Here is a 26,992-nt window from a genome sequence, read left to right as displayed (position 1 = left end):
CACCGCCAGCCTGACACGCCCGGCTATTTCAGGAAAGACCCTGCCTTCATCGTCTCGGCAATCGGCGCGCCCAAACGATCGAGGATGGTGGGCGCCAGTTGCAGCTGATCGATCACGGTATCGGCGTCGGGCCCTTCGGCATCGCCAAAGTAGTAGAGCGCGGTTTCCTGCTGCAACGGGTGGCGCCCGCCGTGATGGCCACGCTCGTCCTGGCCATGATCGGCGGTGACGATCACGTCATAGCCCAGCTGCCGCCAGCGCGGGATGAAGGGGGCCAGCATCTCGTCCATCACGAAACAGGCGTGATCCATCTCGGTGCAGTCGTGGTGAAACCGGTGTCCCATGCTGTCCAGCGTGCAGGTGTGCAGGACGCCATAGGTCAGCCCGAAACGCAGGCACAGATTGGTGAGGGTCGCGAACAGGTCCACATCCGAGGGCGTCATCTGGTTGTCATGACCGTAACCGGTCATCGTATGGAACCGGCCATGGTTGATCGTGGCGCTGTCGGGCTCGTCATATTCGATGTCGCGCACATAATCGAACGGGTGGCGGTTGAAGAATTGCGACCAGAAACTGTGGGTGACCGCGCCGGTCACACCGCCGCCCGCGCGGACCTGGCTGAAGATATCCTTGTGTTCCAGCCGGAACACGTTGCCGTTGCCGGTGCAGCCGTGTTCCTGCGGGCTGACCCCGGTATGGATAGAGGCATAGCAACTGGCCGAGATCGAGGGCAGCACGGCGCGCAGCTTCCACATCCGTGCCTCGCCACTGTCCACCCAGCCTTCGAGATTGCCGAACAAACGCCGGAAGTTCCGAAAAGGGACACCATCGAGGATGATGAGAAGAAGCTTGCGGTCCATGAGATAACTCCGGTTTGGGACGCATTTTCTGGCACAGAAAATGCCTCAGATTTTTTGAAAAATCTGAGGCCAGACCCTGATACAGGGTCTGGATTTCAGTTGCCGGCGCTTTCCATCTTGCGATGGGCGACCACCTCTTCCAGCCAGCCAAGGCGCATCTCGGGCACCGAGCTGAGCAAGAGGTCGGTATAGTCGTCGAACGGCGGGCTCAGCACCTGGCTCTTGGGTCCGTAGCGGACCACCCGGCCCTGATACATCACCGCGATGGAATCCGAGATCGCCCGCACCGTTGCCAGATCGTGGGTGATGAACAGATAGGCCACGTCCTCGATCTTTTGCAGGTCAAGCAGCAGTTTCAGGATGCCGTCGGCCACCAGCGGGTCAAGCGCGCTGGTCACCTCGTCACAGATGATCATCCTGGGCTTGGCCGCCAGCGAGCGGGCGATGCACACGCGCTGTTTCTGACCACCCGACAGCTCGGCCGGATAGCGGTCGATGAACTTCTCGCCCATCTCGATCTCGTCCAGCAGTTCGATGATGCGCTTGCGCTTTTCGGCGCCGCGCAGACCGAAATAGAACTCCAGCGGCCGTCCGATGATAGTGCCCACGGTCTGGCGCGGGTTCATCGCGGTGTCGGCCATCTGGTAGATCATCTGCAACTCGCGCAGATCCTCGCGCGAACGCCCGGCCAGATCGCGGCTCAGCTTGCGCCCGGCAAAGGTGATCTCGCCCTCGCGCGGGGGCAACAGGCCGGTGATCACGCGCGCCAGCGTCGACTTGCCCGAGCCGCTTTCCCCCACCACGGCCAGGGTCTGGCCCGGATGCAGGTCGACGGTGACGTCATGCAGCACGTCAAAGGCCAGCCCCTTGTAGCGGGCCGAGATGCCCTTGACCGACAGCACCGGCTCGGGCGTCGGCTGTTTCTCCTCATGTTCGATCGAGCGGACCGACACCAGCGCCTGCGTATACTCTTGCTGCGGGCGGTTGATGATCTGATCGGTCTCGCCATATTCGACCATGTCGCCCATTCGCAGCACCATGATGTCGTCGCTCACCTGCGCCACCACCGCCAGATCGTGGGTGATGTAGAGCGCTGCGACGCCGGTATCCTGGATCGCCTCCTTGATCGCCATCAGCACGTCGATCTGGGTGGTGACGTCCAGCGCCGTGGTGGGTTCGTCGAACACCACCAGATCGGGCTCGGGGCACAGCGCCAGCGCCGTCATGCAGCGCTGCAACTGCCCGCCCGAGACCTGGTGCGGATAGCGCTCGCCGATATTGTCGGGATCGGGCAGGCCCAGTTTGGCGAACAGGGCGCGCGCCCGCGCCTCTGCCTCTTTCTTGGTGAACTTGTTCTGTTCCACCGCCGCCTCGATCACCTGTTCCATGATCTTCTTGGCCGGGTTGAACGAGGCCGCCGCCGACTGGCTGACATAGGTGACCTCGCCGCCGCGCAGGCCGCGCACATCCTTCATCGAAGTCTTGAGAATGTCGCGCCCGTTGACCCAGACCTCGCCGCCGGTGATTTTCACACCGCCGCGGCCATAGGCCATCGAGGCCAGCCCGATGGTGGATTTACCAGCCCCGGATTCCCCGATCAGCCCCAGCACCTTGCCGCGCTCGAGGTCGAAATCGACCCCGTGCACGATCTCGATGTCATGCGGCTTTTCACCCGGCGGATAGACGGTTGCGCCGATCTTGAGGCCACGGACCTTGAGAAGCGGTTCGCTCATCCCCGGCCTCCTTTCAGCGATGTGGTGCGGTTCAGCACCCAGTCGGCCACCAGGTTGACCGAGATGGCCAGGGTGGCGATGGCCACGGCCGGGTAAAGCGCCGCGCCGATGCCATAGACGATGCCGTCCTTGTTTTCCTTCACGATGCCGCCCCAATCGGCCAGTGGCGGCTGCACGCCCAGGCCCAGGAACGACAGGGTCGAGATGAAGAGCACCATGAAGATGAAGCGCAGGCCAAGCTCGGCCACCAGCGGTGACAGGGCGTTGGGCAGGATCTCGCGAAAGATGACCCAGGTGCGGCCCTCGCCGCGCAGCTTGGCGGCCTCGACATAGTCCATCACGTTGATATCGACCGCAACGGCGCGGGCCAGGCGATAGACACGTGTGGCGTCGAGAAAGCCCATAACCAGGATCAGCACCGGAATGGTCACCGGCACCATGGCCAGCACCACCAGCGCGGTGATCAGCGAGGGGATCGACATGATCAGGTCCACCGTGCGCGACATCACCTGATCGGCCCAGCCGCCCAGAACGGCGGCCAGAAAGCCCAGGATCGACCCGGTGGTGAAGCTGAGGATGGTGGCCATGGTGGCGACAAAGATGGTGGTGCGCCCGCCATAGATCATCCGGCTCAGCAGGTCGCGCCCGATATTGTCGGTGCCCAGCAGGTATTCGCTGCTCGACGGCTCCCACACATCACCAACGACTTCGGCCATGCCATAGGGGGCCAGCAGCGGCGCAAAGATGGCCGCGATGAAATACATTGCCGTCAGGACCAGGCCGATGGCAGCGGAAATTGGAATGTTCTTCATTTCGGATGCCTCAGTCTGGGGTTGGCCAGAATGGCAACGATATCGGCGACCATGTTCAGCCCGATATAGATCGCGGCAAAGATGACCCCGCAGGCCAGCACCACCGGCACGTCACGCTTGGTCACGTGATCGACCAGATACTGCCCCATGCCGGGATAGACGAACACCACCTCGACCACCACGACGCCCACCACCAGATAGGCAAGGTTCAGCATCACCACGTTGACGATCGGCGCGATCGCGTTGGGAAAGGCGTGGCGATAGATGATCTTGAAGTTGTTCAGTCCCTTCAGCTCGGCAGTCTCGATATAGGCCGATTGCATCACGTTCAGGATGGCGGCGCGGGTCATCCGCATCATATGCGCCAGCACCACCATGGTCAGCACGATCACCGGCAGGGCGATGGCGTTCAGCTTCTGCCCCAGGCTCATGCTGTCATTGATCATCGCCAGCGGCGAGAACATGCCCAGCTTCACCGCGATGAAATAGACCAGAACGTAACCGATCAGGAATTCGGGGATGGAAATGGTGGTCAGCGTCACCGCCGAAATCACCTTGTCGGGCCAGCGGTTGCGATAGCGCACGGCCAGCAGGCCCAGGAAGATCGCCAGCGGCACCGACACGATGGCGGCCCAGAAGGCGAGGAATAGCGTATTGCCCAGACGACCGCCGACCGATTCAGCGATGTCGAGCTTGTTGGTCAGCGACTTGCCCAGATCGCCTTGCAGAATGCCGCCCAGCCATTCGAAGTAGCGCGTCAGCGCAGGACGGTCGAGGCCCATTTCCTCGCGCAGGTTCGCCAGGGACTCGGGGGTTGCGGACTGTCCCAGGACGGCTTGCGCGGCGTCTCCGGGAAGGGCTTCGGTCAGGCCGAATATCAGGGCCGAAGCGCCAAAGAGGAGCATGAGTCCCAGCGCAAGGCGCTGGGACACAAGTTTCACGACGGGGTGCATGTTTGCGTGTCCCGGTGGCTCACGAGAACCACAGTTTGCGGGTCACCTGACCGTTCATCAGCTCGCCGTTCGGGTCGGTTTCCCAGCCCGACAGGGTGTTGCTGACCGCGTCGACGAAATCGTTGAACATCGGGCAGATCAGGCCGCCCTCATCCCGCAGCAGCATGCCCATCTTCGAGTAGATTTCCTTGCGCTTGGCCGGGTCCAGCTCGGAGCGGGCGGCCATCAGCATGGCGTCGAAATCGGCGTTCTTGAACTTGGTGTCGTTCCAGTCGGCGGTCGACAGATAGGCGGTCGCATACATCTGGTCCTGCACCGGACGGCCACCCCAATACGAGGCGCAGAAGGGCTGCACGTTCCAGACTTCGGACCAGTAGCCGTCATTGGGCTCGCGCTTGATTTCCAGCGGGATGCCGGCCTGGGCCGCCGTCTGCTGGAACAGCGCCGCCGCGTCCACGGCACCCGGGAAGGCGCCATCGGCGGTACGCAGGATGATGGGCGAGCCATCGTGACCCGACTTCTTGTAGTGCTCGGCCGCTTTTTCCAAGTCGAACTCGCGCTGCGGGATCGAGCTGTCGAACAGCGGATAGGCCGCGTTGATCGGCATGTCGTTGCCGACCGAACCATAGCCACGCAGGATTTTCTCGACCATCTCCTCGCGGTTGATGGCGTATTTCAGTGCCAGGCGCAGGTCCTTGTTGTCGAACGGCGCCTTGTCCACATGCATGATGAACACATAGTGGCCCCGGCCCGGGGTCGATTGCACGGTCAGGTTGGGCGCGCGGCTCAAGAGGCCCGCCACCTTGGGTTCGACGCGGTTGATCATGTGCACCTGGCCCGACTGCAACGCAGCGGTCCGGGCGGTGGCATCGTTGATCACCAGCACTTCGACCCCGTCGAAATGCGCATCATCGCCCCAGTAGTTGGCGAATTTCTTGTAGGCATGGCGCACGCCGGGCTCGTTCACCTCGACCTGATAGGGGCCGGTGCCGATGCCCGCGCCCGGATCGTCCATGCCGCCATCGGGCTGGATGATCAGGTGATAGTCGGCCATCAGATAGGGCAGGTCGGCGTTGGCATCGGTCAGGGTGACCGAGAAGTATTCGCCATCGGCCTTCATCGACTCGATGCCCTTCATGATGCCAAGGGCACCCGATTTCGAATCCTCGTTGGAGTGGCGCTGCATGGTCTTCAGCACGTCTTCCGAGGTCATGGTCTTGCCATTGTGGAATTCGACGCCCTGACGCAGCTTGAAGGTCCAGGTCTTGGCGTCGGCGCTGGCCTCGACGCTTTCGGCCAGACGATGCTCGATCGAGCCGTCTGCGGCCACTTCGACCAGCGTATCGCCGAACTGGCGGCCGTTGTGATAGGGCACCTGGCTGGCATAGGTCGCCGGGTCGAGCGAGTTGGTCGATTCACCGCCGACCGAGCCGATCTTGACCACGCCACCCTTTTTCGGGCCGGCGGCCTGGGCCGCCTGTGCAAAGATCGAGCTGGCCACGGCGGCCGACACGCCCAGTGCGGCGGCCTTGCCCATGAACTCGCGGCGGGTCATCTTGCCGGCGGTGACCCGTCCGGCCATATGTTCGAGTTGTTCGTTCATCTAAATCTCCCCTGTTGAGTGGTCGCGCGTTTTTACAGCGCGGTTTTTGTTGACTGACGAATCAAGGTTTGCGTATTTCGCCCCTTCGGGCAAGCGGGAATGTCTGGCGGTGGTCTCTCCGACGGTCAGAGCATGTGGCGCGGGATGCGGCTGGTCTTGACGTTTTCGTGTATCTTTATGTCGTTTTCATAGGCCTCAACCGAGGCTTTGAGGTGGAAAAACCCTGCGTCGGCCCACATTTCGCACCGTGTTTCGGTGCGCAAAGAAAGATCGCCGCGCCCGGTTTCCGCCGTCCAGTGGCAGCAGCCCCGTGCCGAAAGCGGATCGTCGGGGTGAATCACCCAGTCCTCGCGCGCGATGGTGCCAGAGCGCGCGCCATGCTCCATGTCCTCGACCAACCCGGCGTCGTCGATAATGCTCAGCCGAACATGGCCGGTGGCCTTGTCGATCTCGGTGCGTCGAATGTTCGACTCCTCGCGGAGGGTGCGGATCTTCCAGGGCAGGTCTGCATCTTCGGGCGGAAAGACCCATTCGTCCGTCTCGCTTGCCGGCCGCTGTGGCAGGTCGATGGCAGCCTCGTGCAGAGTCAGGCAGGTGCGCTCTGGCGAGGGCCAGATCATCGGCCAGTATGACGACGAGATTGCCACCCGGAGCCGGTGCCCGGCGGGAACGCGATATCCGATATGATCCAGGTCGAAGGCGATGTCATAGATCCGCCCTGGCTCCAGCGCCTGCGGTGCCGCATGGCTGTCGCGATGGGTCAGGTTCAGCACGCCCCAGGTGATCCGGGCCGAGGTGCCATCGGGCAGCACATGGTTCAGCCGCACCGCGATCTGCGCCTGCGGTTTGTCCGCGCTCAGCCGCAGCCGGAGGCGCGGGGCGCCGACGATATCCATGCGCTGGGGCAGGGGGGCGCTGTCGAAGGTCACCGACAGCGCATCGTCCAGCCGCTGGTCGCCCGGCAATTCCGGCCCGGCCCAGAACGACCCGTATTCGCCGCAATCCATGCCCGCGTGCAAGGGGGTGCTGACCTGCGCGGTCAGCGGTCCTTTGGGTCCCAGCCCGTCATCGCTCATATGCAGGGTTTCCATCGGGAGGTGGCGGGTCGAGCCCGTCTGTTCCGCGATCCAACGTCCGGGACGGAACAGGCTCTTGGTTTCGGGCGCGATGCCGTCCATCACATAGGCGCGATAATCGGGCTCATCCTCGACGCCGTTCTCTATGCCCTTCAGCCAGCGATCCCACCAGCGCAGCGCCTCTTGCAAGAACCCGATCCGGGGTCCGGGAATGGCGAAATGTGGGTATTTGTGAATCCATGGCCCGTTGATGCCCTTGACCACCGTTTGCAGGTTGTCGACCAGATGAGGCACCGTGTTCATGTAACTGTCGCCCCAGCCGCTGATGGCCAGCGTGGGCGTTTTGACCGCGCCGAAATCCTCGCAGATCGAGCCATGTTGCCAATACTCGTCGCGTGTCTGGTGCCGCAACCAGGTCTCGGGCAGGAAGGGTTGCGCCCGCAGACGCTCCAGCCACATCTCACGCCAGGCATCGCCCACCAGCGCCGGATCGGGCGGGCGGGACGAGAAACACCACATCGTGGCCCCCCAACCCAGATTTTCGTTGAGCAGGCACCCGCCCTTGAAATGGATATCGTCCGCATAGCGGTCGACGGTGGAACAGAGCGTGATGATCGCCTTGAGGGGCGCGGGCTGCATGGCGGCAACCTGGAGCGAGTTGAACCCGCCCCAGCTGATCCCCATCATCCCAACGGCGCCGCTGCACCAGGGTTGCTTGGCCAGCCAGTGGATCACCTCGACGGCATCGTCCAGTTCCTGTTGGGTGTATTCATCCTCCATCAGCCCTTGGCTGTCGCCGTTACCGCGAATGTCGACGCGTATGCAGGCATAGCCGCGCTTGGCCATCCACGGATGGGTCAGCGCGTCGCGGGCGCAGGTGCCATCGCGCTTGCGATAGGGCAGGTATTCCAGGATCGCGGGCACCGGATCGTCACCCGCATCGACCGGGCGCCAGACCCGGGCCGACAGACGGGTACCGTCGGACAGGGTGATGCCCATATCGGCCAGTTCTTCGATCTCGCGCAGGGTGTTCTTTTGCGTCATGCGCAACTCTCTCAGGCGGTCGCCCGAAGGCGGGGTTGGATTGCGACGTTTCAGGTGCGAAGCGCGACCAGAAGGTCCATTACGTTTGTGCCGGTGGGTCCGGTGACCAACAGCGCCCCGACCCGTTCCAGCCAGTTGCCGCTATCGGCTGCGGTGAGCGCCTCGGCAGCGCCCTTGCCCCAGGTCTGGCCGGTGACGATGGCGCCCGCCGCATCGGTGGGACCATCGGTGCCATCCGTGCCGCCGACCACAACCACCAGTCCGGGGTCACCCGCGATCTCTCGGGCCAGGGCCAGTGCCAGCGCCTGATTGCGACCACCCCGACCCGGATTCGGCGGCAGGACCACGGTCGGCTCTCCGCCCAGCACCAGCACACCCCGGGGCATCGCCCGCAGCCGTGCCCCGATCCGCATCGCCAGCGCCGCCAGATCGTCATGCAGGGACTCTTCGTCGCCCAGAACTTGCAACCCCAGCACGCGCGCATGATCGCAGGCCGCCGCCCGTGCTACCGAATTCGAGGCGACGATGCGTGTGCTGGCGGCAAAACCGTACGCATCAGGCAGCGCCCCGATGCCCGAGCCGATCACCATCATGTCGTCGCCCGGCACATCCGAGATCGCCAGCACATCGGCGCGCTTGCCCTTGAAACCGGCCAGCAGTCCGCCGCCCTTGATCCGGGAAATCTGCCGCCTGCGGGCGTTCATCGCGGTGATGTCCAGCCCTTCGGCCAGTATCGCGCGGTTGAGCGCCGCCAGATCGTCCAGCGTCTTACCCGCCACCAGGTCCTCGGCCAGCGAGGAGGCGCCGCCCGAGACCAGCAACAGCAGGTGACTGCCCTCGGTCATCGCCCCGACCGCCTGCCGCAGGGCGCGGCCCGCCATCAGGCTGCGGGCGTCGGGCACCGGATGCGCGGCCTCGATCAACTGGACAGAGGCGGGCAGCTCGGCGCCATGGCCGTCCTTGGTGACCACCAGACAGGGCAACGGTCCGAAGTGGTCGAGCGCCGCGCGCGCCATGCTGGCGGCGGCCTTGCCCACCGCAAGGATCCGGTCGGGGCGGGGCAGGTCGCCCAGCGCGGCGCGGGTGGCGGCATAGCCGCCAACCGCATCGACCCCGGCCTGCCATATCGCCAATGCCTGCTCGCAGGCCCGTGTCATATGTCCATCCAGATGGTGACCGGCCCGTCATTCAGCAGTTCGACCTTCATGTCGGCGCCGAACCGGCCGGTTTCGACCGGCACTCCCTGCGCCGCCAGTTGCGCGGCAAAGTATTCGTAAAGCCGCTCGCCCTCGGCAGGAGGGGCGGCGCTGGAGAAACCCGGACGGTTGCCGCTGCGGGTATCGGCGGCCAGGGTGAACTGGCTGACTACCAGCGCCCCACCGCCGATATCCAGGACCGAGCGATTCATCTTGCCCGCCGCATCCTTGAAGATGCGGAGCTTGGCGATCTTGGCGGCCAACTGGTCGGCTTGCGCCTCGCCATCGCCCGCCATGGCGCAGATCAGCACCAGCAGGCCGGGCCCGGTCTGCCCGACCACCGCACCGTCGACAGTGACCGAGGCATGAGAGACTCTCTGGATCAGGGCACGCATCGCGACACCTTATCCGCGCCAGTCGACGATTTCGTCGACTGCGGCGCGTTCGGTGCGAAAGCTGTTGGCCGGATGTTCGGTATCGGCATAGCCAAAGGAGATGGCGCAGAGGATCAGCCGATCCTCGGGGATGTCGAAGTAGCGGTGCAGGAACGGCGCATACGAGGCCACGGCGGCTTGCGGGATGGTCGCCACCCCCAGCGCTTGCGCGGCAAGGGTAAAGGCCGCGACAAAACCGCCACAATCCATCGCGCCATAGCCACCCAGCTCGGCCGGGCTGGAGATGATGGCGCAATGGGGTGCGTCAAACAGCGAGAAGTTCTTCATCATCTGTTCCGCCGACCCGGCCCGATCCCCTTTTTCGACGCCCACCGCCTCATAAAGCGCCCAGCCACAGGTGCGGCGGCGATCCTGATAGACGCCTGAATAACCGGAGGGAAAGGCAAGGTCGGGTCCGGGTGTGCCGGTCATGGCCTCGTTCATCAGCGCGGCGCGAAAGGCATCGGTCTCGGCCCCGCTGGTCAGCGTCACCTGCCAGGGCTGCGCATTGCACCAGCTGGGTACACGGCAGGCGGCAGCGACGATCCGCTCGATTTCGGCGCGCGGCACCGGATCGGCGCGAAAGGCACGGCAGGAGTGGCGCGCGCTGAGCAGCGCTTCAAGCTCGGTCAGGGTCATCGGACAGGTCTCCTCTTGCCGGCACAATGGCCGGGAGCATTGGCGGACGCAAGCTGATCGGCGGGCAATTTGCGCCGGATCAAGGAGGCGCGACGGCGGCTGTGTCAGAATCAGCTCAAACCATCAAAGGAGGACCGACAATGGTTGAAAAATCAGATCACGCTGGCCTCTGGCCGTCGCTTTACGATCCGTTCCGCAATTTCGGTGCGCGGCTGGCGGATTGGCTCAGCCCCGCGACAGAGGCCTCGGGCAATGACAATGCCTATGACATCGCCATGGAGCTGCCGGGCGTGTCCGAGGACGATATCGAACTGTCTGTGGAGAACGGGGTCGTGACCATCCGGGGCGAGAAGCGCACCCATGAAGAGAAGAAGGGCGACACCTGGTATTTCTCGGAGCGGCAATACGGCGCTTTCCGCCGCTCGTTCCGCCTTCCCGAGGATGCCGAAGGTGGCAAGGCCGAGGCAACGATGAAGGACGGGGTGCTGCATGTCCGCGTGCCCAAACGGGCCAAGGAGGCCCCGGCCGTGGCGCAGAAGATCGCGATCTCACGCGGTTGACCCTGTGGGTCCGGTCCACGCGGTGCGCGCGGGCCGGACCTTGCGGTGCCGAAGATTTTTCGACGAAAAATCTTCGGCCTCCTGCGGGAATGTTTTCGGCAAGTGGAATGAGGGGCGTTACTGGTTGAGAGCCATCACGTAGCCGACCGCCACCGCGATCAGAAGACCGAGCGTCACGGCAATGACGATCTTGATCGCCGACCAGGGGCGTTCGCCCTGAACACGCCCGGTGCGCCCGTTGACCACGAACCGATAGGTGGCGCCGCGGTACTTGTAGGCGGCGAGCCATACCGGCAGCAGGATATGCTTGAAAGTCACGTCCGACACCGTGGTGTCGATGGCATGGATGCGTTGCTGGTCGCCGCCGATATCGAAACGCACGTCGCGTTCGATGACGCGGGCCATTTGCGCGCGCGCCTCTCCATGCGCCTCGGCGAGGTCGACGGTATAGCCCTCGGCCCGGAACCCGGCCAGATATTCGGGCCGGTAGGGTTCGAGCGCGGCCAGATCCCAGGGTTCCAGCGCATCGGTGTGCGATTTCGGCAGCGAGCGCGAGGCGAGCACCAGAACGTCGTCGAAAAACCGCGCCACCCGGCCCGATTTCGGTGACCAGCGGATCTTGGGTACCTGTTCGGTCACGGTCTTGCCGTCGCGCACCATGGTGCGGGTCTCGTAATAGATGGTGCCGCGCTCGCCTCGGTAGCTGGATTTGGTGTCGGCGTCGAAGGTCCAGTAAGGCACATAAATGCCCTGCATCCGGCGCCCCTTGCGGGCATAGTCGCGCAACCCGTTCGGTGCGAACCAGAGACGGCCCAGCCAGTCGGTCATGGCTTGGTGGGCGCTGCGTTCATCCAGAGAGAAGGGCAGTACGCCGCGCGGTTTGATATGGCGATGGATGCCGGTATCGGTCACCACCGGTGTGGCGCAGAATGGGCATTCGGCGGCATGGGTGTCGGGATCGAACTCCACCTGCGCCGCGCAATTGGGGCAGGAGAGGACGCGGGTCTCCTCGATCTCGGCCTCGGGCAGGGCCTTTGCCATGGCGGCCTCGAAATCCAGCTCGCGCAGGCTGGCGCCCTTCCACGGGTTGCCACTCATGGGTTCGGTATGGCCGCAATGGTCGCAGACCAGCGTACCCGCGCCCGGATTGAACCGGTAGTCGGCGCCACATTGGGCGCAGGGAAAGCGGTGTTCCTGCACCGGTGCCGGGGCGGCACCGGGCGGTAGCGGGGGGAGATCGGTCATGCCTCAGCCCTGTGGTCTGGTGATCCGGGTCAAGCTTCCGTCCTTTTTGACATATTGATGCCAGATCGCAACCAACGCATGTGCCAGCGCCACCAGCATCAGGGCGCTTCCCACCGTCTCGTGCAGCTCACCCACGGTTTCGGAATGGGCGTTCCAGGCCACCGCGCCCAAGGCCGGCGTCAGCACCATCAGCAGATAGAGCAGGCGGTGACCCCAGGTGGCGGCCATCTCCATCAATGGCGTCGAGCCGGGCAGCGGGCCGGGGGCGCCCTGCACGCGGCGTACCACGATACGGATCAGCACGAGGACAAAGACCGTGATGCCCAGCCAGACATGCGGCGTGTTGCCCTCGAACCCGGTGGCGCCGGACTTGATCCGGCTTTCCAGGGCGCGACCCATGTTCTCATGCGTGAGCCAGGCGGCAAGGATCAGGATCGCGATGACCCAGTGCAGCGCGATCTGAAGACGGGAGTAGGCGGCGCGTGAGGTCATTTCAGAAGCTCCTCTGACAAGTCATGCCCGGATGCAACGGACCAGCCGGTGCTTTCCGTCGCTTCACGCTCCGGGCGGTGGTGGCGGCGGCGGCAGAACAGTGAAAAGCTGAGCCAGTTCGCGTACATCCTCGGCCCGTTTCCATCCGTCCTGACCCGGTGTCCAGACATAGGTTTCACGGGTCAGAGTGCCTTCGGTTGCCATTCGGCCCATCTTGGCCTTGGAAAACGGACCCGAGGTCTGCCCGTCGACCGCGATGTGCCAGACATGTTCGACAGGCGGCGGCGGGGGGGCAGCGGGCGCGGCCGTAGCGGGGGCAGCGCCCCAGGGGCCGGGCTGGGCCATCTGCTGGGCCATGGCCATGCCCATGCCGGCGCCAAGGCCGGCGGCCATCCCACCACCGGCAGGGTTGGAGGCGGCGGCCGTCATCGCCTCGGCCGCCGAATACTGGGTGAACTTGCCAAGGTCACCCGCCAGACCCATCGAGGTGCGCTTGTCCAGCGCGGCCTCGACCGCGGGTGGCAGGCTGATATTCTCGATATAGAATTCGGGCATCTCCAGCCCGTATTCAGTAAGTGGCAGCGCCACCTGCGCCGCGATCAGCTTGCCCAGATCGGCGGTGTTGGCGGCCATGTCCAGGACCGGAATGCCCGAACCCGCGATCACCCGCGAGAACTCCTGCACGATGATGTTGCGGATCTGGAAGCTGATCTCGTCCATGGTGAATTCGCCATCGGTGCCGACGATCTCGGAGAGGAAGCGCGCCGGGTCGGTGACCCGAGCCGAATAGGTGCCAAAGGCGCGAATACGGGTCGGTCCGAACTCCGGGTCGCGCAGCATGATCGGGTTCTTGGTACCCCATTTGAGGTCGTTGAACCGGGTCGTGTTGACGAAATAGATCTCGGATTTGAACGGCGATTTGAACCCGTGATCCCAATGGTTCAGCGTGGTCAGGATCGGCATGTTGTTGGTTTCGAGCATGTAGAGCCCGGGCGTGAACACATCCGCCAATTGCCCCTCGTGGACAAACACCGCCGCTTGCCCCTCGCGTACCGTCAGCTTGGCGCCGTACTTGATCTCGTGGCCCTCGCGTTCGAACCGCCAGACCATCGTGTCGCGGGTGTCATCGGTCCAGTGGATGACGTCGATGAACTGGCCGGACAGGAAATCGAATATACCCATGTCGAGTGGTCCTTTCTCAAGTGGGGGTCAGAGCGACAGCCCCAGTTTCTCTCGCGCGATGATGCGGATCACCGGGCGGGCTTCTTCGGCGCTCATGCCCGGCGTCAGGCGCGGATCATAGAGCATGGACAAGAGTTTCTCGTCCTGATCGGTGAGCAGGGCAAATTCGTCATCGTCGTTGAAGATCGACGGGCGTGCCGCCGGGCTGTCATTGGCCAGCCCCAGACCCTGGGCCATCTCCTCGTGCACGCAGCTGAGCCGCACCAGGTCGGGATGTTCGGCCCGGATCAGCGCCACCGCCCGCATATAGCCATAAGGCCGGTCGGGATCGGCGGCGGCGAAGACGAAACAATAGATATCGCGCGGCAGGTTCACGAACAGGTCAAGCTGTTGGTCGCGAATGCCTGGCACCAGATGCCGCAGACGCTCCTGCACGAAGGGGCCGTCATCCAGCCCGGCCACGAAGACGTGGAAATTAGCGCCGCGCGTCACCGCCGAGACCGGGTGCCCGGTCAGACGACCCAGCCGGGCGGCGTAGTTCTCGACCGCGCCCTTGTCCTTGGCGCGCTGGTCGAGCGGTACCGAGGGACCGAACTCGACCCCTACCTTCACCGGGCCGGGCCAGCGGCTGAGAAAGCCTTGCGACCGGCCGCCGGTAGGCAGACCGGCGCCGCTGTCATATTCGTTGAAGAAGGCGATGTTGATGAAGTTGCGCTCCAGATCCTCGGCATCATAGGGCGTGTCGGGGCCGCCCCCGTCGGTGCGCAACAGGCCGCGCGTCAGCAGGTCGTTCTGGACCGCCAAATAATAGCGGACCAGATCGGCGCTGGCGGCAGAGCGCGGCGTGACCTGATCGCCCGCCGGGGCAAGGTCCGCCGGACGCGACGGCGGCACCGGCGAGGACTTGGGCGGCATCTCGCAGCCCGCCAGCAGCGCAAGCGCCGCCCATCCGGCGGCGCAGGCTGTGGCTATGCGTCGGCCTGTCCTCACCCGATCAGCCCGGAACCGCAGTGCCGGCAGTGTCGCCGGTGCCATCGGCGCGGGCGCGGGCGGCGGCCAGCGTGTCGCGCAGCTCGGCCTCCATCTTCTTGAGCTCTTCCTCGGCGGCCGCGCGCTTGGCCTTGCCCTCGTCAGCGATCTGAAGGCTTTCCTGGATGGTTCCGATCAGGTCGGCATTGGCCTTTTTCACCGCTTCGATGTCGAAAACACCGCGCTCCATCTCTTGCCGGATCAGCTTGTTGCTTTCGCGCAGGTTGGCGGCGTTCGAGGTCAGAAGCTCGTTGGTCAGGTCGTTGGCGTCGCGCACCGCGGCAGCGGCCTCGGCGCTGCGCTGGATGGTGACCGCTTGCGCCAACTGGGTTTCCCAGAGCGGCACGGTATTGACCAGGGTCGAGTTGATCTTGGTCACCAGCGATTTGTCGTTTTCCTGCACCAGTCGGATCGAGGGCAGCGATTGCATCGTCACCTGGCGGGTCAGTTTCAGGTCATGCACCCGGCGTTCCAGATCGTCGCGGGCGGCGCGCAGGTCGCGCAGCTCCTGCGCCTTCATCACCTGTTCGCCTTCGGGGGCGGCATCGACAGCGGCGGCCAGTGCCGGGATGTCCTGGCTGTCCAATTCGGTCAGCTTTTCCTCGCCCGCCGCGATGTAAAGCGCCAGTTCGTCGTAGAACCGCAGCGTCTTTTCATAGAGCAGGTCGAGCGACTTGATATCCTTCAGCAGTGTGTGTTCGTGGCCCAGCAGGTTGTCGGTGATCTTGTCGATCTGGGCCTGGACCTCTTCGAACCGGGCAGTGAACTTGGCAAAGGGGGCGGCACGGCCGATCAGCCTTTCCCACCAGCTGCGTTCGCGGCGCACGTCCAGTTCGCTCACCGAGAAGCCGCGAATGGTGGTGACGATGCTGCGCAGGCTGTCACCTGCCGGTCCCACATCCTTGTTGCGGACATCGGCCAGCATGGCCTGGCTGATCTCCTGCAACTCGGCCTGCGCGCCGGATCCGAAACGCACGATCGAATTGGTGTCGCCCATGTCGATCTCGCCCATGCGGCGCCGGATCTCGGTTCCGACCGGTTCGTCGGCTTCGGCCAGCGGTACAACTTCGGCGCGGGGTTCGGGCAGGGTGACGGCGGTCACTTCCTCGACCAGGCCAACCGCCTCGGCCGCTTTCTTCTGAATGCTGTCGGACATCGGGGTTCCTTTCGGGTTGGTCCGGTCAGTCGAGCCGGACGCCTTCGCGCTGCAAGCGGTCGCGCAGCACGTCGATTTCAACGGTCAGATCGCTGCGGTCATCCAGCAGCATCTTGCGGGTGCGGGCGGTAAAGTTCTGCTCCAGATCGTCGAGCAGGGCCAGATAGTCGGCGCGCGCGCTGGCATCGCGGGTGCGGGCGTGGATATCGGCGAATTTCACCGTCGCATCGCGGGCACCGCGCAGGTAGACGGTGAGGTATTTGCGGGCGCCGGTCAGATCGCGTGGGTCCTCTTCGACGGTGCGAAAAAGTTCGCGCGCGGTGGCCTGAAACCTCTCGACCCGTGCGTCCAGTTGCCGATCACCGGCGCGACGGATCGCGTCGGACATCTCGCTCAGCATCCGCTCGGCCTCGCCCACGGCACGCGCGACCCGGTCCTGTTGAAAGGTGTCGACCCCCTCCATCCCCTTGTCGCGCATCGGATCGGCGCCAAAGGCCAGAAGATGCAACGCCGAGGCCGCGACCCCGAACAGCACACCTGCCAGGATCGACGCTTCGCCAGCCATCATCCCGGATTTATAGACAGCAAGCGCTGTGCCGAGACCGGTCAGCGCGGTGGCGAACAGCTTGCGAGGGATCGCCGGGCGGCGTGCGACCCGGCGCGCGTGATAGGCGGCCTCGGCCCTCAGACCTTCGCGCAAGAGCAGCGCCGCCCCGGTCCACAGACCGGCTGCGCCGAGCCCCAGAACCAGCCCGATGGCGCCATCGTTGAGCGAGGTAAAGACCAGCGGGATCGCGGGCACGAACAGCGCGTTGGCGCGGGCACCCGCCGGATCGACCCGGGCGCCGTCGAACTGGCCGCGCGGGGCCGGTTCGCTCGGTTGCTCTGCCTCGGGGCTGAATTTGCCACCGTACCGTCGTGCCATCGGGTCAGAGCCCTCCCAGCCAGCCGGTACTCACCCCGAAGAGCAGCACCAACAGCGCGGCATAGGCCAGTTTCTGCACACCGGTCTGCGACAATGGTTTCCCCTCCGAGCGGCTATCGACGCGAATCTAGGCGATGCGGCGCGGGCTTGCTAGGGGGAAGGTTACGAACTGCGGCTCAGGAACGCGGTTTGCCGCCGCCCGGGCGCCTGGGCGGTTTGCCGCCCGGTTTTGCGGCAGGCCGGGCGCCGGGGCCCGCGTTGCGCCGTCCTGTGCCGGGTTTGGCCGCCCCGGTCGCGCGCGGTTTGCCTGTCCCTTCGCCGCGGGGCTTTGGGAGGCCACTCGCGCGACCCTTTGCCGAAGAGCCTCCGCGAGAAGGCGCTTGTGTTGACGCCCCCGGCTTGCGCTGGCGTTGAGGCCGGGCGGGGCGTTCGTCGGTCGGCTTGTCCTCGGCATCCAGCCCCAACTGGTCACGCAGCACGCGACGGCGCACCTCCTCGACCTTGCCCGGTGCAAGGGTGCCCAGCTGGAACGGACCATAGGAGACCCGGATCAGCCGGTTCACCACCAGCCCGATATCCTCCATCGCGCGGCGGATCTCGCGGTTCTTGCCTTCGCGCAGGCCAACGGTCAGCCAGGCATTTGCGCCCTGCTGACGGTCGAGCGTCACGATCATCGGCTGGAACCGCTCGCCCTCAATCACCAGGCCCTGGCGCAGCGGCGCGAAATCCTCGTCCTTGGGCGTACCCTTGATCCGCACCCGGTATTTGCGCAGCCATCCGGTCGAGGGCAGTTCGAGCTGCCGCTTGATGGCGCCGTCATTGGTCAGCAGCAACAGCCCCTCGGAATTGAGGTCGAGACGGCCCACGCTCATCACCCGGGGCATCTCCTCGGGCAGGTCGTCGAAAATGGTCTTGCGCCCCTTTTCGTCGCGCGCCGTGGTCACCAGCCCTGTGGGCTTGTGATAGAGCCACAGCCGCGCCGGTTCGGCGGCGGCCAGCGGCGCGCCATCGACCGTCACGCGGTCGCGCTCGGTCACGTTCAGCGCCGGGCTGTCGATCACCTTGCCGTTGACCGCGACGCGGCCGGCCTCGATCATGCGTTCGGCCTCGCGGCGCGAGGCGACGCCCGCGCGCGACAGGATCTTGGCGATGCGTTCGCCGGGGGGAGGGGTGTTGCTCATGCTCGCGCAATAGACCATTTGCCGCGCTTGCGGAAGATGGATGATCGGGGCAGGGTCGGGCATGGTTTTCAGATCGCATATGGATCAGGCGCTGGCAGAGGCGCGCGCGGCCGCCGCGCGTGGCGAGGTGCCGGTGGGCGCGGTGATCGTGGCCCCCGACGGGCGCGTGGTGGCCGCAGCCGGCAATCGCACGCGCGAGACCTGCGATCCCACCGCGCATGCCGAGATCGTGGCCCTGCGCGCGGCCTGCGCCGCCGCCGGGTCCGAGCGGTTGGTGGGGCATGACCTTTATGTGACGCTGGAGCCGTGTGCCATGTGCGCGGCGGCGCTGGCTGCGGCGCGCATCCGGCGAGTGTATTATGGCGCGGCGGATCCGAAATCGGGCGGGGTGGCGCATGGGGCGCGGGTGTTTTCTCACAGCCAGGCCCATCACGCGCCCGAGGTCTATGACGGCATCGGCGGAGAGGAAGCGGCGGAGCTGTTGCGCGGGTTTTTCGCCGAACGGCGGGACAAGGGAGCGGAGTGAGATGGAATTCAGGTTTCGCGAGGGCGAAGAGGTAACGGAACTGCCCGAGGCCACCGACGCGGGCGTCTATTTCATCGGCCGCATCCGTACCCCCTGGACCGACCGCAAGGACTGTCCCCGGCAAGGGCGCGAGGACGGGCCGGAATGCCGGATCGAGCTGGATGCGCGCTGGGCGCCTGCTTTGCGCGGGATCGACGTGTATGAACGCCTCGACGTGCTCTACTGGCTGGACAAGAGCCGCCGCGACCTGGTCACCCAGAACCCCAAGAGCGATGGCAAGCTGTTCGGCACATTCGCCCTGCGCTCGCCGCAGCGGCCCAACCCGATCGGCCTGTCACGTGTGCGGCTGGAGCGGGTGGAGGGTACCACGCTGGTGGTGCGCGGCCTCGATTGCCTGGACGGCACGCCGCTGATCGACATCAAGCCCAACCGGTGCGAGTTCACGCCCAAGGCGCCGCCGAAAGAAACCGTACAGGGCTGAGCGCGCCGTCGTCAGCGCTCTGCGGGCATCAAAGCTTGGTGAAATCCACATCTGACGCTAATCAAGATCAGGGCATGCGAAAGGCGACACGATGCGCAGAAGAGATATCCTGCGGGCAGGGGGCGCGTTTGGGTTGATGGGGATGGCGGGACAGGCAGGTGCGGCGGGGGCCGGGTTTCATGTGCCGCCCGAAGAGGCGCGGCATGATCGGACCTTCATGCAGTGGCCGGTCAATCGCCGGGTGCATCCCGATCCGGTCTTTCTGCACATGGCGCAGCAGACCATTGCCGATATCGCCAATGCGATTGTCGCGTTCGAACCGGTCGTGATGCTGGCCGCCGCCGAGGATCACGCGGGCGCCCGCAGAAAGCTGTCGGACAAGGTCGCGCTCTGGGACATCCCGACCGAGGATCTGTGGTGCCGCGATGCCGGGCCGCTCTTTGCACTGGACGGGCGGGGCGGGCTGGCGGTCAGCCATATCCAGTTCAACGGCTGGGGCCGCAAGCAGGTGCATCGCCGCGACGCGCGCATCGCCGAGCAGGTGGCGCAACGCCTTGGTCTGCCGCTGCTGCCCGCCGGATTGCGGGGCGAGGCGGGCGGGGTCGAGCAGGACGGCCATGGCCTTCTTTTGGCGCATGAAAGCTCTTGGGTGAACGACAACCGCAATTCCGGCCTGTCGCGGGCCGAGATCGAGGCGCGGCTGTTGCGCGCCTATGGGGCGCAACGGATGATCTGGGCGCCGGGCGTCTTGGGCGAGGATATCACCGATTACCATATCGACAGCCTGGCCCGGTTCACCGGGCCGGGGCGGGTGCTGATCAACCTGCCCGACGATCCTGACATGGACGACCCGTTCCACCGGGCGGCGCTCGATACCCATGACGCGCTGGTGGCGGCAGGCCTGAAGGTCGAGGTCCTTCCCGAACCGCACCGGCGGCGGGTCAAGAGCATCGACTTTGTCGCCTCTTACGCCAACTACTACGTCTGCAACGGCGCCGTGATCGCGGCCGAGTTCGGCGATGCCGAGACCGACCGCATCGCCGCACGGGCGCTGGCGCGTCACTATCCCGGGCGCGAGGTCGTCACGCTGAACGTCGATCCGCTGGGCGAGATGGGCGGCGGCATCCATTGCGCCACCCAGCAGATGCCCGCCACATGAGTTGGTTTTCGCGACACGCGGCCTCGATCGAGGCATTGGCGGCCATGGCCACCGCCGCACTCGCGTTGGCGGCGCTGATCGGGGTCAAGATCCAGCTTGACGAGGCCGACCGCCTGCAACGCCAGCAATCCGCGCGCGAGGCGTTCCGTGCCCATCTGGCACTGGCCGCGACGCTGCCCGATTTTGCTGCGCCCGCAGACGAGTGCCGACTGCTCCATTCGGATCGGGGTGGCGCCTATTCCGCCTTTGTCGACCACCTTCTATATTCTGCCGAACAGATGCTGAGCGTCAGCGAGGGCTGGGAGACATCGTTCCTGGACCTCTTCGAACCACACCGGACCTATCTCTGCTCTGACGAGTCGCAGGGGGGCGAAACCGAGGAAACCGCCGCCCTGCTGGCGCGGTTCCGGGCCTCGACCTGCGCCGAAATACCTGCCTGCGACTGAGCCGGGTCAGCCCCTGACCACGATCCCGCGCGGGATATCGGCCAGGCATTTGCCGCCCTCGGGCGTGATGATAAAGCTTTCCGTGATCGCTACGCCCCAGTCCGGGGTCCAGAGGCCGGGCATGAGGTGAAAGGTCATGTTCTCGGCCAGCGGCGTGGTATCGCCGGGCCGCAGGCTCATGGTGCGCTCGCCCCAGTCGGGCGGATAGGAAAGGCCGATGGGATAGCCGGTGCGGTTGCCTTTGACGTATCCCGCCCGCGCAAAGCTGTCGTAGACGCAGGCCGCCACCTCCTCGCAGGTCACGCCGGGTCGGGCACGGGTCATGGTGTCGTCGATGGCGGTCAGGATCGCCTCTTCGGCACGGCGGATATCGGCGGGCACCTCGCCCAGATAGAGCGTGCGGCTGGCCGGGCAGTGATAGCGATGATAGCAGCCCGAGATCTCGAAATAGGTGGCCTCACCCCGAGCCAGAGGCCGATCGTTCCAGGTGATATGCGAGGCCGAGGCCTCCAGCCCCGAAGGGGCGATGGGGGCGATGGCGGGGTAATCTCCGGCCAGCCCATCGGGGCCTGCGACGCCCGCCGCCTGTACCTCGGCCACCAGCTCGTGTTTCGGGCGGCCCTCGCGGAACCCGTCGCGCAGGACCGAATGCATGTGCGCGGTCAGCACACCTGCCTTGCGCATCAGGTCCAGTTCGGCGGAGCTCTTGACCGCACGTTGCCAGTTGACCAGCCCGGTCGCATCCGACAGCGCATCGCGGCCAAAGGCGGCTTCGAGCACCGCGTGGGACTTGGCCGAGTAATAGTAATTGTCCATCTCGACCCCCAGCGCCCGGGTCCAGCCGCGCTCGCGCAGCAGGGTCACCAAGGCATCGACGGGATGGTGGTCGGGATGCTGGACATGTTCCTCGGGCCAGTCGAACAGGTCCTCGGGTGTCAGCCATGTGGTCTGCGCCGCCCCCGGCTTGTCCTGCGTCCGCCCCCACCAGAGAGGGTTGCCGCTGGCATGCAGGATGACCAGCTGCGGCACGTAAAAGCTCCAGCCGTCATACCCGGTAAGCCAGGCCATGTTCGACGGGTCGGCGACCAGAAGGGTCTCGACCCCAGCCGCCGCCATTGCGGCGCGGGTGCGGGACAGGCGGTCGGCGTATTCAGTGGTGGAGAAATCGCTGGCTGGCATTGGCAGGGTCCTTCCTACAGAGGTTCCGGGCGCCCGGTCAGGCGATAGAGGACATGATCGCCCTCGAGCCCCTTGAGCGGGGTAGCGATGGCATCGGAATAGTCGAAATCATGCTTCGACCCGACCATGTTGCGGGTTGCGTCAGACAACAGGATATCGCCCGCTCCGGTAAAAGAGGCGATGCGGGCGGCCTTGTTCACCACGATGCCAAAGAAATCGCCCCGGTTTTCGACCACTTCGCCGGTATGCAGGCCGATGCGCAGGGCAAGGCGCGAGCCTTGCGTCCCGGCCCGAATGGCCGAGGCCGCGCGGACTGCGCCGGTGGCGGATTGAAAGGATGACATTGTGCCGTCGCCCAGCGATTTGACCAACGTCCCGCCATGCTCGGTCACGATTGCCTCGACCCGGCGGAAATGAGCGTCGATCAGGCGCACCCATTCCGCATCGCCCATGGCTGCGGCCAGGGCGGAACTGTCGACGATATCGGTGAACATGATGGTGGCGAGCCCGCCGGTGCCGAACCGGTGCGATCCGGCCTGCGCCGCCGCGATCAGGCGTTGAAAGGCGGTGTGTTCGATCCCCAGCTTGTCGCGGTTCGAGTCGGCCTGCGAGATATGGTGCTGCACCATTTTCCAGGTGCCGCGTTCCAGCACAAAGACAAAGGTCACCCGATGCGTGCCCCGGCTGCCGGTGCTGGAAAAGGTGTAATGGCTCTGATAACTGGCCCAGCCGGTTTCACCATGCTCATAGGCCTCGATCTCGATGTCCTCTTCGATGAAATCGGGGACCTCGGCCAGATGGTCGGCGATGCCGTCGCGCACCAGCTGCCCACGCCAAAGCTCGCCAGCGGCGCTGCCGATATATACCAGCGCGTCGGATTGCGACAGGTAATGCGGCAGGTCGGCCACCTTGTGGCTGCGGATCAGGGTGGTCCAGCGGCGCACGATGGCCTCGATCTCGGGCGAGCGCTGGATCATGTCCGCCACTCCAGCCGGTGGACCCGGTGCAGGCCGTCGAAACCTTTGAGCGGGATGTCTGTCGGCGGGTGAATGACCACGCCCTCCACCGCGCCGGTCAAGTCGCGGGTATCGCCGGAAATCACGATCTCGCCCGGTGCCGCGACGGCGGCGATGCGGGCGGCCTTGTTGACCACGGTGCCAAAGAAATCCTCGCGGGTCTGGATCACCTCGCCGGTATGAATGCCGATCCGCAGGGCGATGGCGGGGCCGTCGGAGGCCTCGGTCGCGCGCAATATGGCCTGCGCGGCGCGCAATCCCTGTTCGGGTGAGGGAAAGCTCGACATGGTGCCATCGCCCAGCGATTTGACGAACTGTCCGCCCCGCGCCTCGATGATCTCGCGCAGCGTCTTGAAATGATGGGCCACCTCGGATGACCACAGCCGGTCGCCCATGGCCGAGGCGAGGCGCGAGGAATTGACGATGTCGGTGAACATGACCGAGGCGAAGCCCTCGCGCTGATCCAGCGAGAACCCCTGTTTCGCGGCGGCGACCAGATCGGCGATGGCCGTCTGTGCGGCACCGGTGAACTCCATGTTCGGGATCGGGACCGATCCATGGCGATGCACGATCTTCCACGCGCCGTCCTCGAGCGTGAAGATCAGGGTCGAACGGATCTGGAACACCCGGTCGGGCTGAGGGGCAAAAACCAGTTCATGACTCATGCAGGCCCAGCCGGTGCCGTTGTGTTCGTAAGCTTCGGCAAAGGTCTCGTCATGTCTGATCAGATCGGGAATGTCCCCGAAGAAATCTCCGATCCCCTCGCGTACCGATGGGCCGGCCCAGATCTCGTTCTCTCCGGTTCCGACAAAGCGCAGGTATTCGCGTTCGGTCAGCAGGTTGCGCAGATCGTTTGGCCGCCTGTTGGGAATCGCGTCGATCCAGCGCCGAGCAATGGCCAGCAGTTCGGGAGAGGCGACCACGCCACTCATCCGCGCCACTCCAGCCGGTGGATGACATGTTCGCCCGCGAGCCCCTTGAGCGGCGTGGTGACCGGGTCGGCAAAGCGAAATTCGCGGCCGCCGACCAGGATGCGGGTCGCGTCCGACAGCCGGATGTCGCCGGGTTGCGCGAGGCCTGCGATCCGCGCGGCCTTGTTCACCACCAAGCCGAAGAAATCGCCGCTGGCCTCGGTGACCTGTCCGCTGTGCACTCCGATACGCACGTGGAGGGGAGGTTCCGTTTCGCGCTCGGCCATCCGCTCCTGGATCGCCTGAGCCGCCATCAGCGCGGGACTGGCACCGTGAAAGGCCGACATGGTACCGTCCCCAAGTGTCTTGACGAGCTCGCCCTTATGCCGGGTTACGATTGTCTTGATCTCATGCACATGGTTCTGAACCAGATCGCTCCACGCCGCATCGCCGATGGTTTCCGTGATCACTGTGCTGTCGGCGATGTCGGTGAACATGATCGTGGCCAGCCCGGCTTGTCCGAGGTTTGGCCGGTCGCGCGCGGCGGCCTTTGCGATCTCGTCAAAGTTGCCCGGATCGTACCCCAGCGAGGTGGCGTTTGGGACCGGGTTCGAGTTGTGTAAATGAACGATTTTCCACTGGGCCTCTTCGAGGCCGAAAACGATGGTGCCCCGGAATTGGATTTTTGTGTCCGTATCCGGCGTGACCATTGTTGCGCTCCAGATCGACCAGCCCATGACATCCCGCTCGAATGCATGGATGTCGATATCCTCGTAGCGGAAGACGGCAAGCTCTTCGCGGGTTTCGGAAAAGAACCTGCGCAGCATGTCACCGGTGAACAACTCGCCTTCGGCGGATCCAAGGTAGAGCAGCGCGCTGCTTTGTGAGAATAGTCCGCTGGTAGATCCGTCGCGCCGGGCCGTGCACTGAAGAAACCGCCTGGTAATGGCGGCGAGTTCTGGCGAATTCTGGTAGCGGTCGGGCATGCAGAGCCTCCGGCCGGCGGAAAAAGGGACAACTGTTTTCTTTCTAAAGCCTCCGGCGGCTTTCCCGCAATCTCTTGAATGCGTGCTGGGCAGCCCGGGTGCCGGGTTCGGGCCGACGAGAAACATGCAAGGGGCAGGAAACATTCATGTAGTTTTCACCATCGAAGTCTTTCAGCCTGCGCAGCAGTCCTCGGGGTGAAGAAGGCAGGTTGGAAGAACTGTTCGGTTAGTCTCGCCACTCCAGCAGATGGGTCAGGTGGTCTCCCTCAAGCCCGCGCAGGGCCACGGCGGCGGGATTGGCAAAGACAAAACCGCCGCTGTCGCCGACCATCAGCCGGGTGGCATCCGAGACCCGGATTTCCCCCGGCCCGGCAAGGGCGGCGATGCGGGCAGCCTTGTTGACCACGGTGCCGAAAACGTCACTGTCGCCGGCGATCAGGTCTCCGGTATGCAGGCCGATGCGGATACGCAGCCGGGGTTCGCTCTCGGCCGCGGCCATTGCCGTTTGGGCGGCTGTGGCGGCCGACAGCGCGGCGCGGGCCGAGGGAAAGCTGGACATGGTGCCGTCGCCAAGTGACTTGATCAATGTCCCGCCCAGACCCTCGACCAGCTGCCTCATCTTGCCGATATGGGCCTTGACCGCTTTCGACCACGGCGCGTCGCCCAGGGCGACCGCGATGGCAGTGCTGTCGGCGATATCGGTGAACATGATCGTTGCCAGCCCGGTTCGGTCCGGTGTCTCGGTCCCGGACAGGGCGGCGTCCAACAGGTCGTCGAAGCGCGCAAGCTCTCGCCCCAGACCTTCGGTATTGGTTCGCGGGATCGAGTTATGGACATGCGCGATGCGCCACTGGCCCTGTTGCAGGTGAAAGATCAGGGTTGTGCGCACCTCGGCGGCGGTCCCATCGGGTGCCTCGGCCTCGTGCACCGTGATCGACCAGCCCGCCGGGCCACAGGCAAAACCGTCGATCGAAGTGAAGCGCAGGCGCATCGGGGGATGCGCCTCGACGAACCGGCCAAAGGCATGCCGGAACTCTGGCCCCCGGCCGATTTCTTCGGGGGCGGTGCCGACGTAATACAAAAGCGCGTCGTCCGTCAGCAGGTTAACCATCGTGGCGCTGTCACCGCCGGCATAGGCTTCGTGCCAGCGCCGTGCGATGGCGGCAATCTCGGGGCTGGGCTGGATCGACACGCTCACTCCCGCCACTCCAGCCTGTGGGTCACATGCCGCCCGTCCAGTCCCTTCAGGGCGACTTCGACAGGCGGCGAGAACCGGAACCTCCGGGCGCCACCGACCATGATGCGGGTGGCGTCCGACAGACAGATTTCTCCGGGTGCGGTCAGTGCGGCGACCCGTGCGGCCTTGTTGACGACGGTTCCGAACATGTCGCCGTCCTGTTCGACCAGATCGCCCGTGTGCAGGCCGACCCGGATGCGCAACTGCGGCTCGTCCTCGCTGGCGGAGATGGTCCGTTGCAGCTCTGCGGCCGCCGTCAGCGCGCCCGAGGCCGAGGCGAAGGCCGACATGGTGCCGTCACCCAGCGTCTTGACCAGTGTGCCACCATGATCTGTCACGATGACTTCGACCTGTTTCAGGTGCCTGCTGACCGCGACCGACCAGCTGGTGTCGCCCAGGGTTTCGGCCAGCACCGAACTGTCCGCGATGTCGGTGAACATGATCGTTGCAAGGCCTGTGCGCGTGAACTCGGCGGGGGTGGCAAGTGCGGCTTCGAGCAGGTCCTCGAAGCCGCGCGATTCGTATCCCAGCGCCTCCATGTTCGAGACCGGGTTCGAGTTGTGCACATGCACGATCCGCCAGACGCCCTGTTCCAGGTGCAGCACAAAGGTGGAGCGAAAGGTGATCTCCTTGCCGGTATCCAGCGACACCCTTTCACCGAACCATTCGACCCAGCCCAGTTCACCGCATTCGAAACCGCGAAACTCGTCCCGGTCCCAGGCAAAGCTGGGGATGTCCTGCATATAGCGTGCCATGCCCCGGCGCAGTGTGTCGCCGCGCCAGATCTCCCCATGGGACGAACCAATGTAACCCAGCGCCGGATCGTCCGAGAACAGGTTGGTCACGGTCACGTTGTCCCCCGACGCATAGGACCGCAGCCATCGGCGGACGATGGCACCAAGCTCGGGCGAGGGGGTGATGGCGGCCATGG

Annotated in this window: 27 protein-coding genes; 5 read left to right on the top strand and 22 right to left on the bottom strand. The window is 65.0% G+C overall.

The window, feature by feature from the left end:
* Positions 1–23 precede the first annotated feature (23 nt).
* The 9 genes from MB818_RS11005 to MB818_RS10965 form a co-directional block, all read right to left on the bottom strand.
* On the bottom strand, positions 24–860 hold the full coding sequence (locus tag MB818_RS11005; protein ID WP_238905101.1) for an alkaline phosphatase family protein: 837 nt from the start codon (positions 858–860) through the stop codon (positions 24–26).
* A gap of 95 nt (positions 861–955) precedes the next feature.
* Positions 956–2,593 carry an ABC transporter ATP-binding protein gene (locus MB818_RS11000; protein ID WP_238905097.1) on the bottom strand — a complete coding sequence of 546 codons (1,638 nt, stop codon included), beginning with the start codon at positions 2,591–2,593 and terminating at the stop codon, positions 956–958.
* Positions 2,590–3,405, bottom strand: a complete 816-nt coding sequence (locus MB818_RS10995; protein ID WP_234171365.1) for an ABC transporter permease — start codon at positions 3,403–3,405, stop codon at positions 2,590–2,592. The genes MB818_RS11000 and MB818_RS10995 overlap by 4 nt, the downstream gene beginning before the upstream one ends.
* Positions 3,402–4,358, bottom strand: coding sequence for an ABC transporter permease (locus MB818_RS10990; RefSeq protein ID WP_238905095.1), 957 nt, complete (start codon positions 4,356–4,358; stop codon positions 3,402–3,404). The genes MB818_RS10995 and MB818_RS10990 overlap by 4 nt, the downstream gene beginning before the upstream one ends.
* Positions 4,359–4,377: 19 nt before the next feature.
* The gene (locus MB818_RS10985; RefSeq protein ID WP_234139689.1) at positions 4,378–5,961 is read right to left on the bottom strand and encodes an ABC transporter substrate-binding protein; all 1,584 of its coding nucleotides are present in this window, start codon (positions 5,959–5,961) and stop codon (positions 4,378–4,380) included.
* A gap of 125 nt (positions 5,962–6,086) precedes the next feature.
* Positions 6,087–8,081 carry a CocE/NonD family hydrolase gene (locus tag MB818_RS10980; RefSeq protein WP_238905093.1) on the bottom strand — a complete coding sequence of 665 codons (1,995 nt, stop codon included), beginning with the start codon at positions 8,079–8,081 and terminating at the stop codon, positions 6,087–6,089.
* 50 nt (positions 8,082–8,131) lie between these two features.
* Positions 8,132–9,238, bottom strand: a complete 1,107-nt coding sequence (locus MB818_RS10975) for a glycerate kinase type-2 family protein (protein WP_238905091.1) — start codon at positions 9,236–9,238, stop codon at positions 8,132–8,134.
* Positions 9,235–9,672 (bottom strand): D-aminoacyl-tRNA deacylase, encoded by a 438-nt coding sequence (gene dtd, locus MB818_RS10970; RefSeq protein WP_238905089.1) that lies wholly within the window; start codon positions 9,670–9,672, stop codon positions 9,235–9,237. The genes MB818_RS10975 and dtd overlap by 4 nt, the downstream gene beginning before the upstream one ends.
* 9 nt (positions 9,673–9,681) lie before the next feature.
* Complete coding sequence (locus MB818_RS10965) at positions 9,682–10,350, bottom strand: nitroreductase (protein ID WP_234144740.1); 669 nt, start codon at positions 10,348–10,350, stop codon at positions 9,682–9,684.
* Between the two features lie 140 nt (positions 10,351–10,490).
* On the opposite strand from MB818_RS10965, the gene MB818_RS10960 reads away from it, so the two are divergent.
* The gene (locus MB818_RS10960) at positions 10,491–10,910 is read left to right on the top strand and encodes an Hsp20/alpha crystallin family protein (RefSeq protein WP_234139694.1); all 420 of its coding nucleotides are present in this window, start codon (positions 10,491–10,493) and stop codon (positions 10,908–10,910) included.
* A 117-nt stretch (positions 10,911–11,027) separates the two neighbouring features.
* Here the strand turns inward: MB818_RS10960 and MB818_RS10955 are convergent, their stop codons facing one another.
* From MB818_RS10955 to MB818_RS10925, 7 genes are all read right to left on the bottom strand, one after another.
* Positions 11,028–12,155, bottom strand: coding sequence for a TFIIB-type zinc finger domain-containing protein (locus tag MB818_RS10955; protein ID WP_234144741.1), 1,128 nt, complete (start codon positions 12,153–12,155; stop codon positions 11,028–11,030).
* Positions 12,156–12,158: 3 nt separating this feature from the next.
* Entirely contained in the window at positions 12,159–12,647 is a 489-nt protein-coding gene (locus tag MB818_RS10950; protein WP_234144742.1) for a cytochrome b, read from the bottom strand.
* A gap of 63 nt (positions 12,648–12,710) precedes the next feature.
* Positions 12,711–13,829: an SPFH domain-containing protein gene (locus tag MB818_RS10945; protein ID WP_234144743.1), complete on the bottom strand. Its 1,119-nt coding sequence runs from the start codon at positions 13,827–13,829 to the stop codon at positions 12,711–12,713.
* 27 nt (positions 13,830–13,856) lie between these two features.
* The gene (locus MB818_RS10940; RefSeq protein WP_234139698.1) at positions 13,857–14,864 is read right to left on the bottom strand and encodes a DUF2927 domain-containing protein; all 1,008 of its coding nucleotides are present in this window, start codon (positions 14,862–14,864) and stop codon (positions 13,857–13,859) included.
* Entirely contained in the window at positions 14,824–16,014 is a 1,191-nt protein-coding gene (locus MB818_RS10935) for a toxic anion resistance protein (RefSeq protein ID WP_234163426.1), read from the bottom strand. The genes MB818_RS10940 and MB818_RS10935 overlap by 41 nt, the downstream gene beginning before the upstream one ends.
* 25 nt (positions 16,015–16,039) lie before the next feature.
* The gene (locus tag MB818_RS10930; protein ID WP_238905087.1) at positions 16,040–16,939 is read right to left on the bottom strand and encodes a 5-bromo-4-chloroindolyl phosphate hydrolysis family protein; all 900 of its coding nucleotides are present in this window, start codon (positions 16,937–16,939) and stop codon (positions 16,040–16,042) included.
* Positions 16,940–17,115: 176 nt separating this feature from the next.
* Positions 17,116–18,120 (bottom strand): pseudouridine synthase, encoded by a 1,005-nt coding sequence (locus tag MB818_RS10925; protein ID WP_238905086.1) that lies wholly within the window; start codon positions 18,118–18,120, stop codon positions 17,116–17,118.
* Positions 18,121–18,181: 61 nt separating this feature from the next.
* On the opposite strand from MB818_RS10925, the gene MB818_RS10920 reads away from it, so the two are divergent.
* The 4 genes from MB818_RS10920 to MB818_RS10905 all read left to right on the top strand — a co-directional run bounded on the left by MB818_RS10920 (position 18,182) and on the right by MB818_RS10905 (position 20,732).
* Positions 18,182–18,646: a nucleoside deaminase gene (locus MB818_RS10920; protein WP_234139702.1), complete on the top strand. Its 465-nt coding sequence runs from the start codon at positions 18,182–18,184 to the stop codon at positions 18,644–18,646.
* 1 nt (position 18,647) lies between these two features.
* Positions 18,648–19,127, top strand: a complete 480-nt coding sequence (gene tsaA, locus MB818_RS10915) for a tRNA (N6-threonylcarbamoyladenosine(37)-N6)-methyltransferase TrmO (protein WP_234139703.1) — start codon at positions 18,648–18,650, stop codon at positions 19,125–19,127.
* A gap of 91 nt (positions 19,128–19,218) precedes the next feature.
* On the top strand, positions 19,219–20,286 hold the full coding sequence (locus MB818_RS10910; RefSeq protein WP_238905084.1) for an agmatine deiminase family protein: 1,068 nt from the start codon (positions 19,219–19,221) through the stop codon (positions 20,284–20,286).
* On the top strand, positions 20,283–20,732 hold the full coding sequence (locus tag MB818_RS10905; RefSeq protein WP_238905083.1) for a hypothetical protein: 450 nt from the start codon (positions 20,283–20,285) through the stop codon (positions 20,730–20,732). Before MB818_RS10910 ends, MB818_RS10905 begins: the two co-directional genes overlap by 4 nt.
* Positions 20,733–20,738: 6 nt before the next feature.
* Here MB818_RS10905 and MB818_RS10900 read toward each other — a convergent pair whose 3' ends face one another.
* From MB818_RS10900 to MB818_RS10875, 6 genes are all read right to left on the bottom strand, one after another.
* Positions 20,739–21,911 carry a M24 family metallopeptidase gene (locus MB818_RS10900; protein ID WP_238905081.1) on the bottom strand — a complete coding sequence of 391 codons (1,173 nt, stop codon included), beginning with the start codon at positions 21,909–21,911 and terminating at the stop codon, positions 20,739–20,741.
* Positions 21,912–21,925: 14 nt separating this feature from the next.
* Complete coding sequence (locus MB818_RS10895; protein ID WP_238905079.1) at positions 21,926–22,888, bottom strand: nuclear transport factor 2 family protein; 963 nt, start codon at positions 22,886–22,888, stop codon at positions 21,926–21,928.
* Positions 22,885–23,859 (bottom strand): adenylate/guanylate cyclase domain-containing protein, encoded by a 975-nt coding sequence (locus MB818_RS10890; protein WP_234139708.1) that lies wholly within the window; start codon positions 23,857–23,859, stop codon positions 22,885–22,887. The genes MB818_RS10895 and MB818_RS10890 overlap by 4 nt, the downstream gene beginning before the upstream one ends.
* Positions 23,856–24,824, bottom strand: coding sequence for an adenylate/guanylate cyclase domain-containing protein (locus MB818_RS10885; protein WP_238905077.1), 969 nt, complete (start codon positions 24,822–24,824; stop codon positions 23,856–23,858). The genes MB818_RS10890 and MB818_RS10885 overlap by 4 nt, the downstream gene beginning before the upstream one ends.
* 226 nt (positions 24,825–25,050) lie before the next feature.
* Positions 25,051–26,022, bottom strand: a complete 972-nt coding sequence (locus MB818_RS22060; RefSeq protein ID WP_234139710.1) for an adenylate/guanylate cyclase domain-containing protein — start codon at positions 26,020–26,022, stop codon at positions 25,051–25,053.
* Positions 26,019–26,990 (bottom strand): nuclear transport factor 2 family protein, encoded by a 972-nt coding sequence (locus MB818_RS10875; RefSeq protein ID WP_234139711.1) that lies wholly within the window; start codon positions 26,988–26,990, stop codon positions 26,019–26,021. The genes MB818_RS22060 and MB818_RS10875 overlap by 4 nt, the downstream gene beginning before the upstream one ends.
* Between the last annotated feature and the right edge of the window lie 2 nt (positions 26,991–26,992).

Source organism: Ruegeria alba (genome assembly GCF_022321465.1).
Taxonomy (GTDB): domain Bacteria; phylum Pseudomonadota; class Alphaproteobacteria; order Rhodobacterales; family Rhodobacteraceae; genus Ruegeria_B; species Ruegeria_B alba.
Note: the sequence above shows the minus strand (reverse complement) of the source record. Positions and strands in the feature narration are given on the sequence as shown.

Coding starts and splice junctions, on each gene's coding strand:
- MB818_RS11005 (WP_238905101.1), bottom strand. CDS start 860: ATGGACCGCAAGCTTCTTCTCATCATCCTCGATGGTGTCCCTTTTCGG.
- MB818_RS11000 (WP_238905097.1), bottom strand. CDS start 2,593: ATGAGCGAACCGCTTCTCAAGGTCCGTGGCCTCAAGATCGGCGCAACC.
- MB818_RS10995 (WP_234171365.1), bottom strand. CDS start 3,405: ATGAAGAACATTCCAATTTCCGCTGCCATCGGCCTGGTCCTGACGGCA.
- MB818_RS10990 (WP_238905095.1), bottom strand. CDS start 4,358: ATGCACCCCGTCGTGAAACTTGTGTCCCAGCGCCTTGCGCTGGGACTC.
- MB818_RS10985 (WP_234139689.1), bottom strand. CDS start 5,961: ATGAACGAACAACTCGAACATATGGCCGGACGGGTCACCGCCGGCAAG.
- MB818_RS10980 (WP_238905093.1), bottom strand. CDS start 8,081: ATGACGCAAAAGAACACCCTGCGCGAGATCGAAGAACTGGCCGATATG.
- MB818_RS10975 (WP_238905091.1), bottom strand. CDS start 9,238: ATGACACGGGCCTGCGAGCAGGCATTGGCGATATGGCAGGCCGGGGTC.
- dtd (WP_238905089.1), bottom strand. CDS start 9,672: ATGCGTGCCCTGATCCAGAGAGTCTCTCATGCCTCGGTCACTGTCGAC.
- MB818_RS10965 (WP_234144740.1), bottom strand. CDS start 10,350: ATGACCCTGACCGAGCTTGAAGCGCTGCTCAGCGCGCGCCACTCCTGC.
- MB818_RS10960 (WP_234139694.1), top strand. CDS start 10,491: ATGGTTGAAAAATCAGATCACGCTGGCCTCTGGCCGTCGCTTTACGAT.
- MB818_RS10955 (WP_234144741.1), bottom strand. CDS start 12,155: ATGACCGATCTCCCCCCGCTACCGCCCGGTGCCGCCCCGGCACCGGTG.
- MB818_RS10950 (WP_234144742.1), bottom strand. CDS start 12,647: ATGACCTCACGCGCCGCCTACTCCCGTCTTCAGATCGCGCTGCACTGG.
- MB818_RS10945 (WP_234144743.1), bottom strand. CDS start 13,829: ATGGGTATATTCGATTTCCTGTCCGGCCAGTTCATCGACGTCATCCAC.
- MB818_RS10940 (WP_234139698.1), bottom strand. CDS start 14,864: ATGGCACCGGCGACACTGCCGGCACTGCGGTTCCGGGCTGATCGGGTG.
- MB818_RS10935 (WP_234163426.1), bottom strand. CDS start 16,014: ATGTCCGACAGCATTCAGAAGAAAGCGGCCGAGGCGGTTGGCCTGGTC.
- MB818_RS10930 (WP_238905087.1), bottom strand. CDS start 16,939: ATGGCACGACGGTACGGTGGCAAATTCAGCCCCGAGGCAGAGCAACCG.
- MB818_RS10925 (WP_238905086.1), bottom strand. CDS start 18,120: ATGAGCAACACCCCTCCCCCCGGCGAACGCATCGCCAAGATCCTGTCG.
- MB818_RS10920 (WP_234139702.1), top strand. CDS start 18,182: ATGGTTTTCAGATCGCATATGGATCAGGCGCTGGCAGAGGCGCGCGCG.
- tsaA (WP_234139703.1), top strand. CDS start 18,648: ATGGAATTCAGGTTTCGCGAGGGCGAAGAGGTAACGGAACTGCCCGAG.
- MB818_RS10910 (WP_238905084.1), top strand. CDS start 19,219: ATGCGCAGAAGAGATATCCTGCGGGCAGGGGGCGCGTTTGGGTTGATG.
- MB818_RS10905 (WP_238905083.1), top strand. CDS start 20,283: ATGAGTTGGTTTTCGCGACACGCGGCCTCGATCGAGGCATTGGCGGCC.
- MB818_RS10900 (WP_238905081.1), bottom strand. CDS start 21,911: ATGCCAGCCAGCGATTTCTCCACCACTGAATACGCCGACCGCCTGTCC.
- MB818_RS10895 (WP_238905079.1), bottom strand. CDS start 22,888: ATGATCCAGCGCTCGCCCGAGATCGAGGCCATCGTGCGCCGCTGGACC.
- MB818_RS10890 (WP_234139708.1), bottom strand. CDS start 23,859: ATGAGTGGCGTGGTCGCCTCTCCCGAACTGCTGGCCATTGCTCGGCGC.
- MB818_RS10885 (WP_238905077.1), bottom strand. CDS start 24,824: ATGCCCGACCGCTACCAGAATTCGCCAGAACTCGCCGCCATTACCAGG.
- MB818_RS10875 (WP_234139711.1), bottom strand. CDS start 26,990: ATGGCCGCCATCACCCCCTCGCCCGAGCTTGGTGCCATCGTCCGCCGA.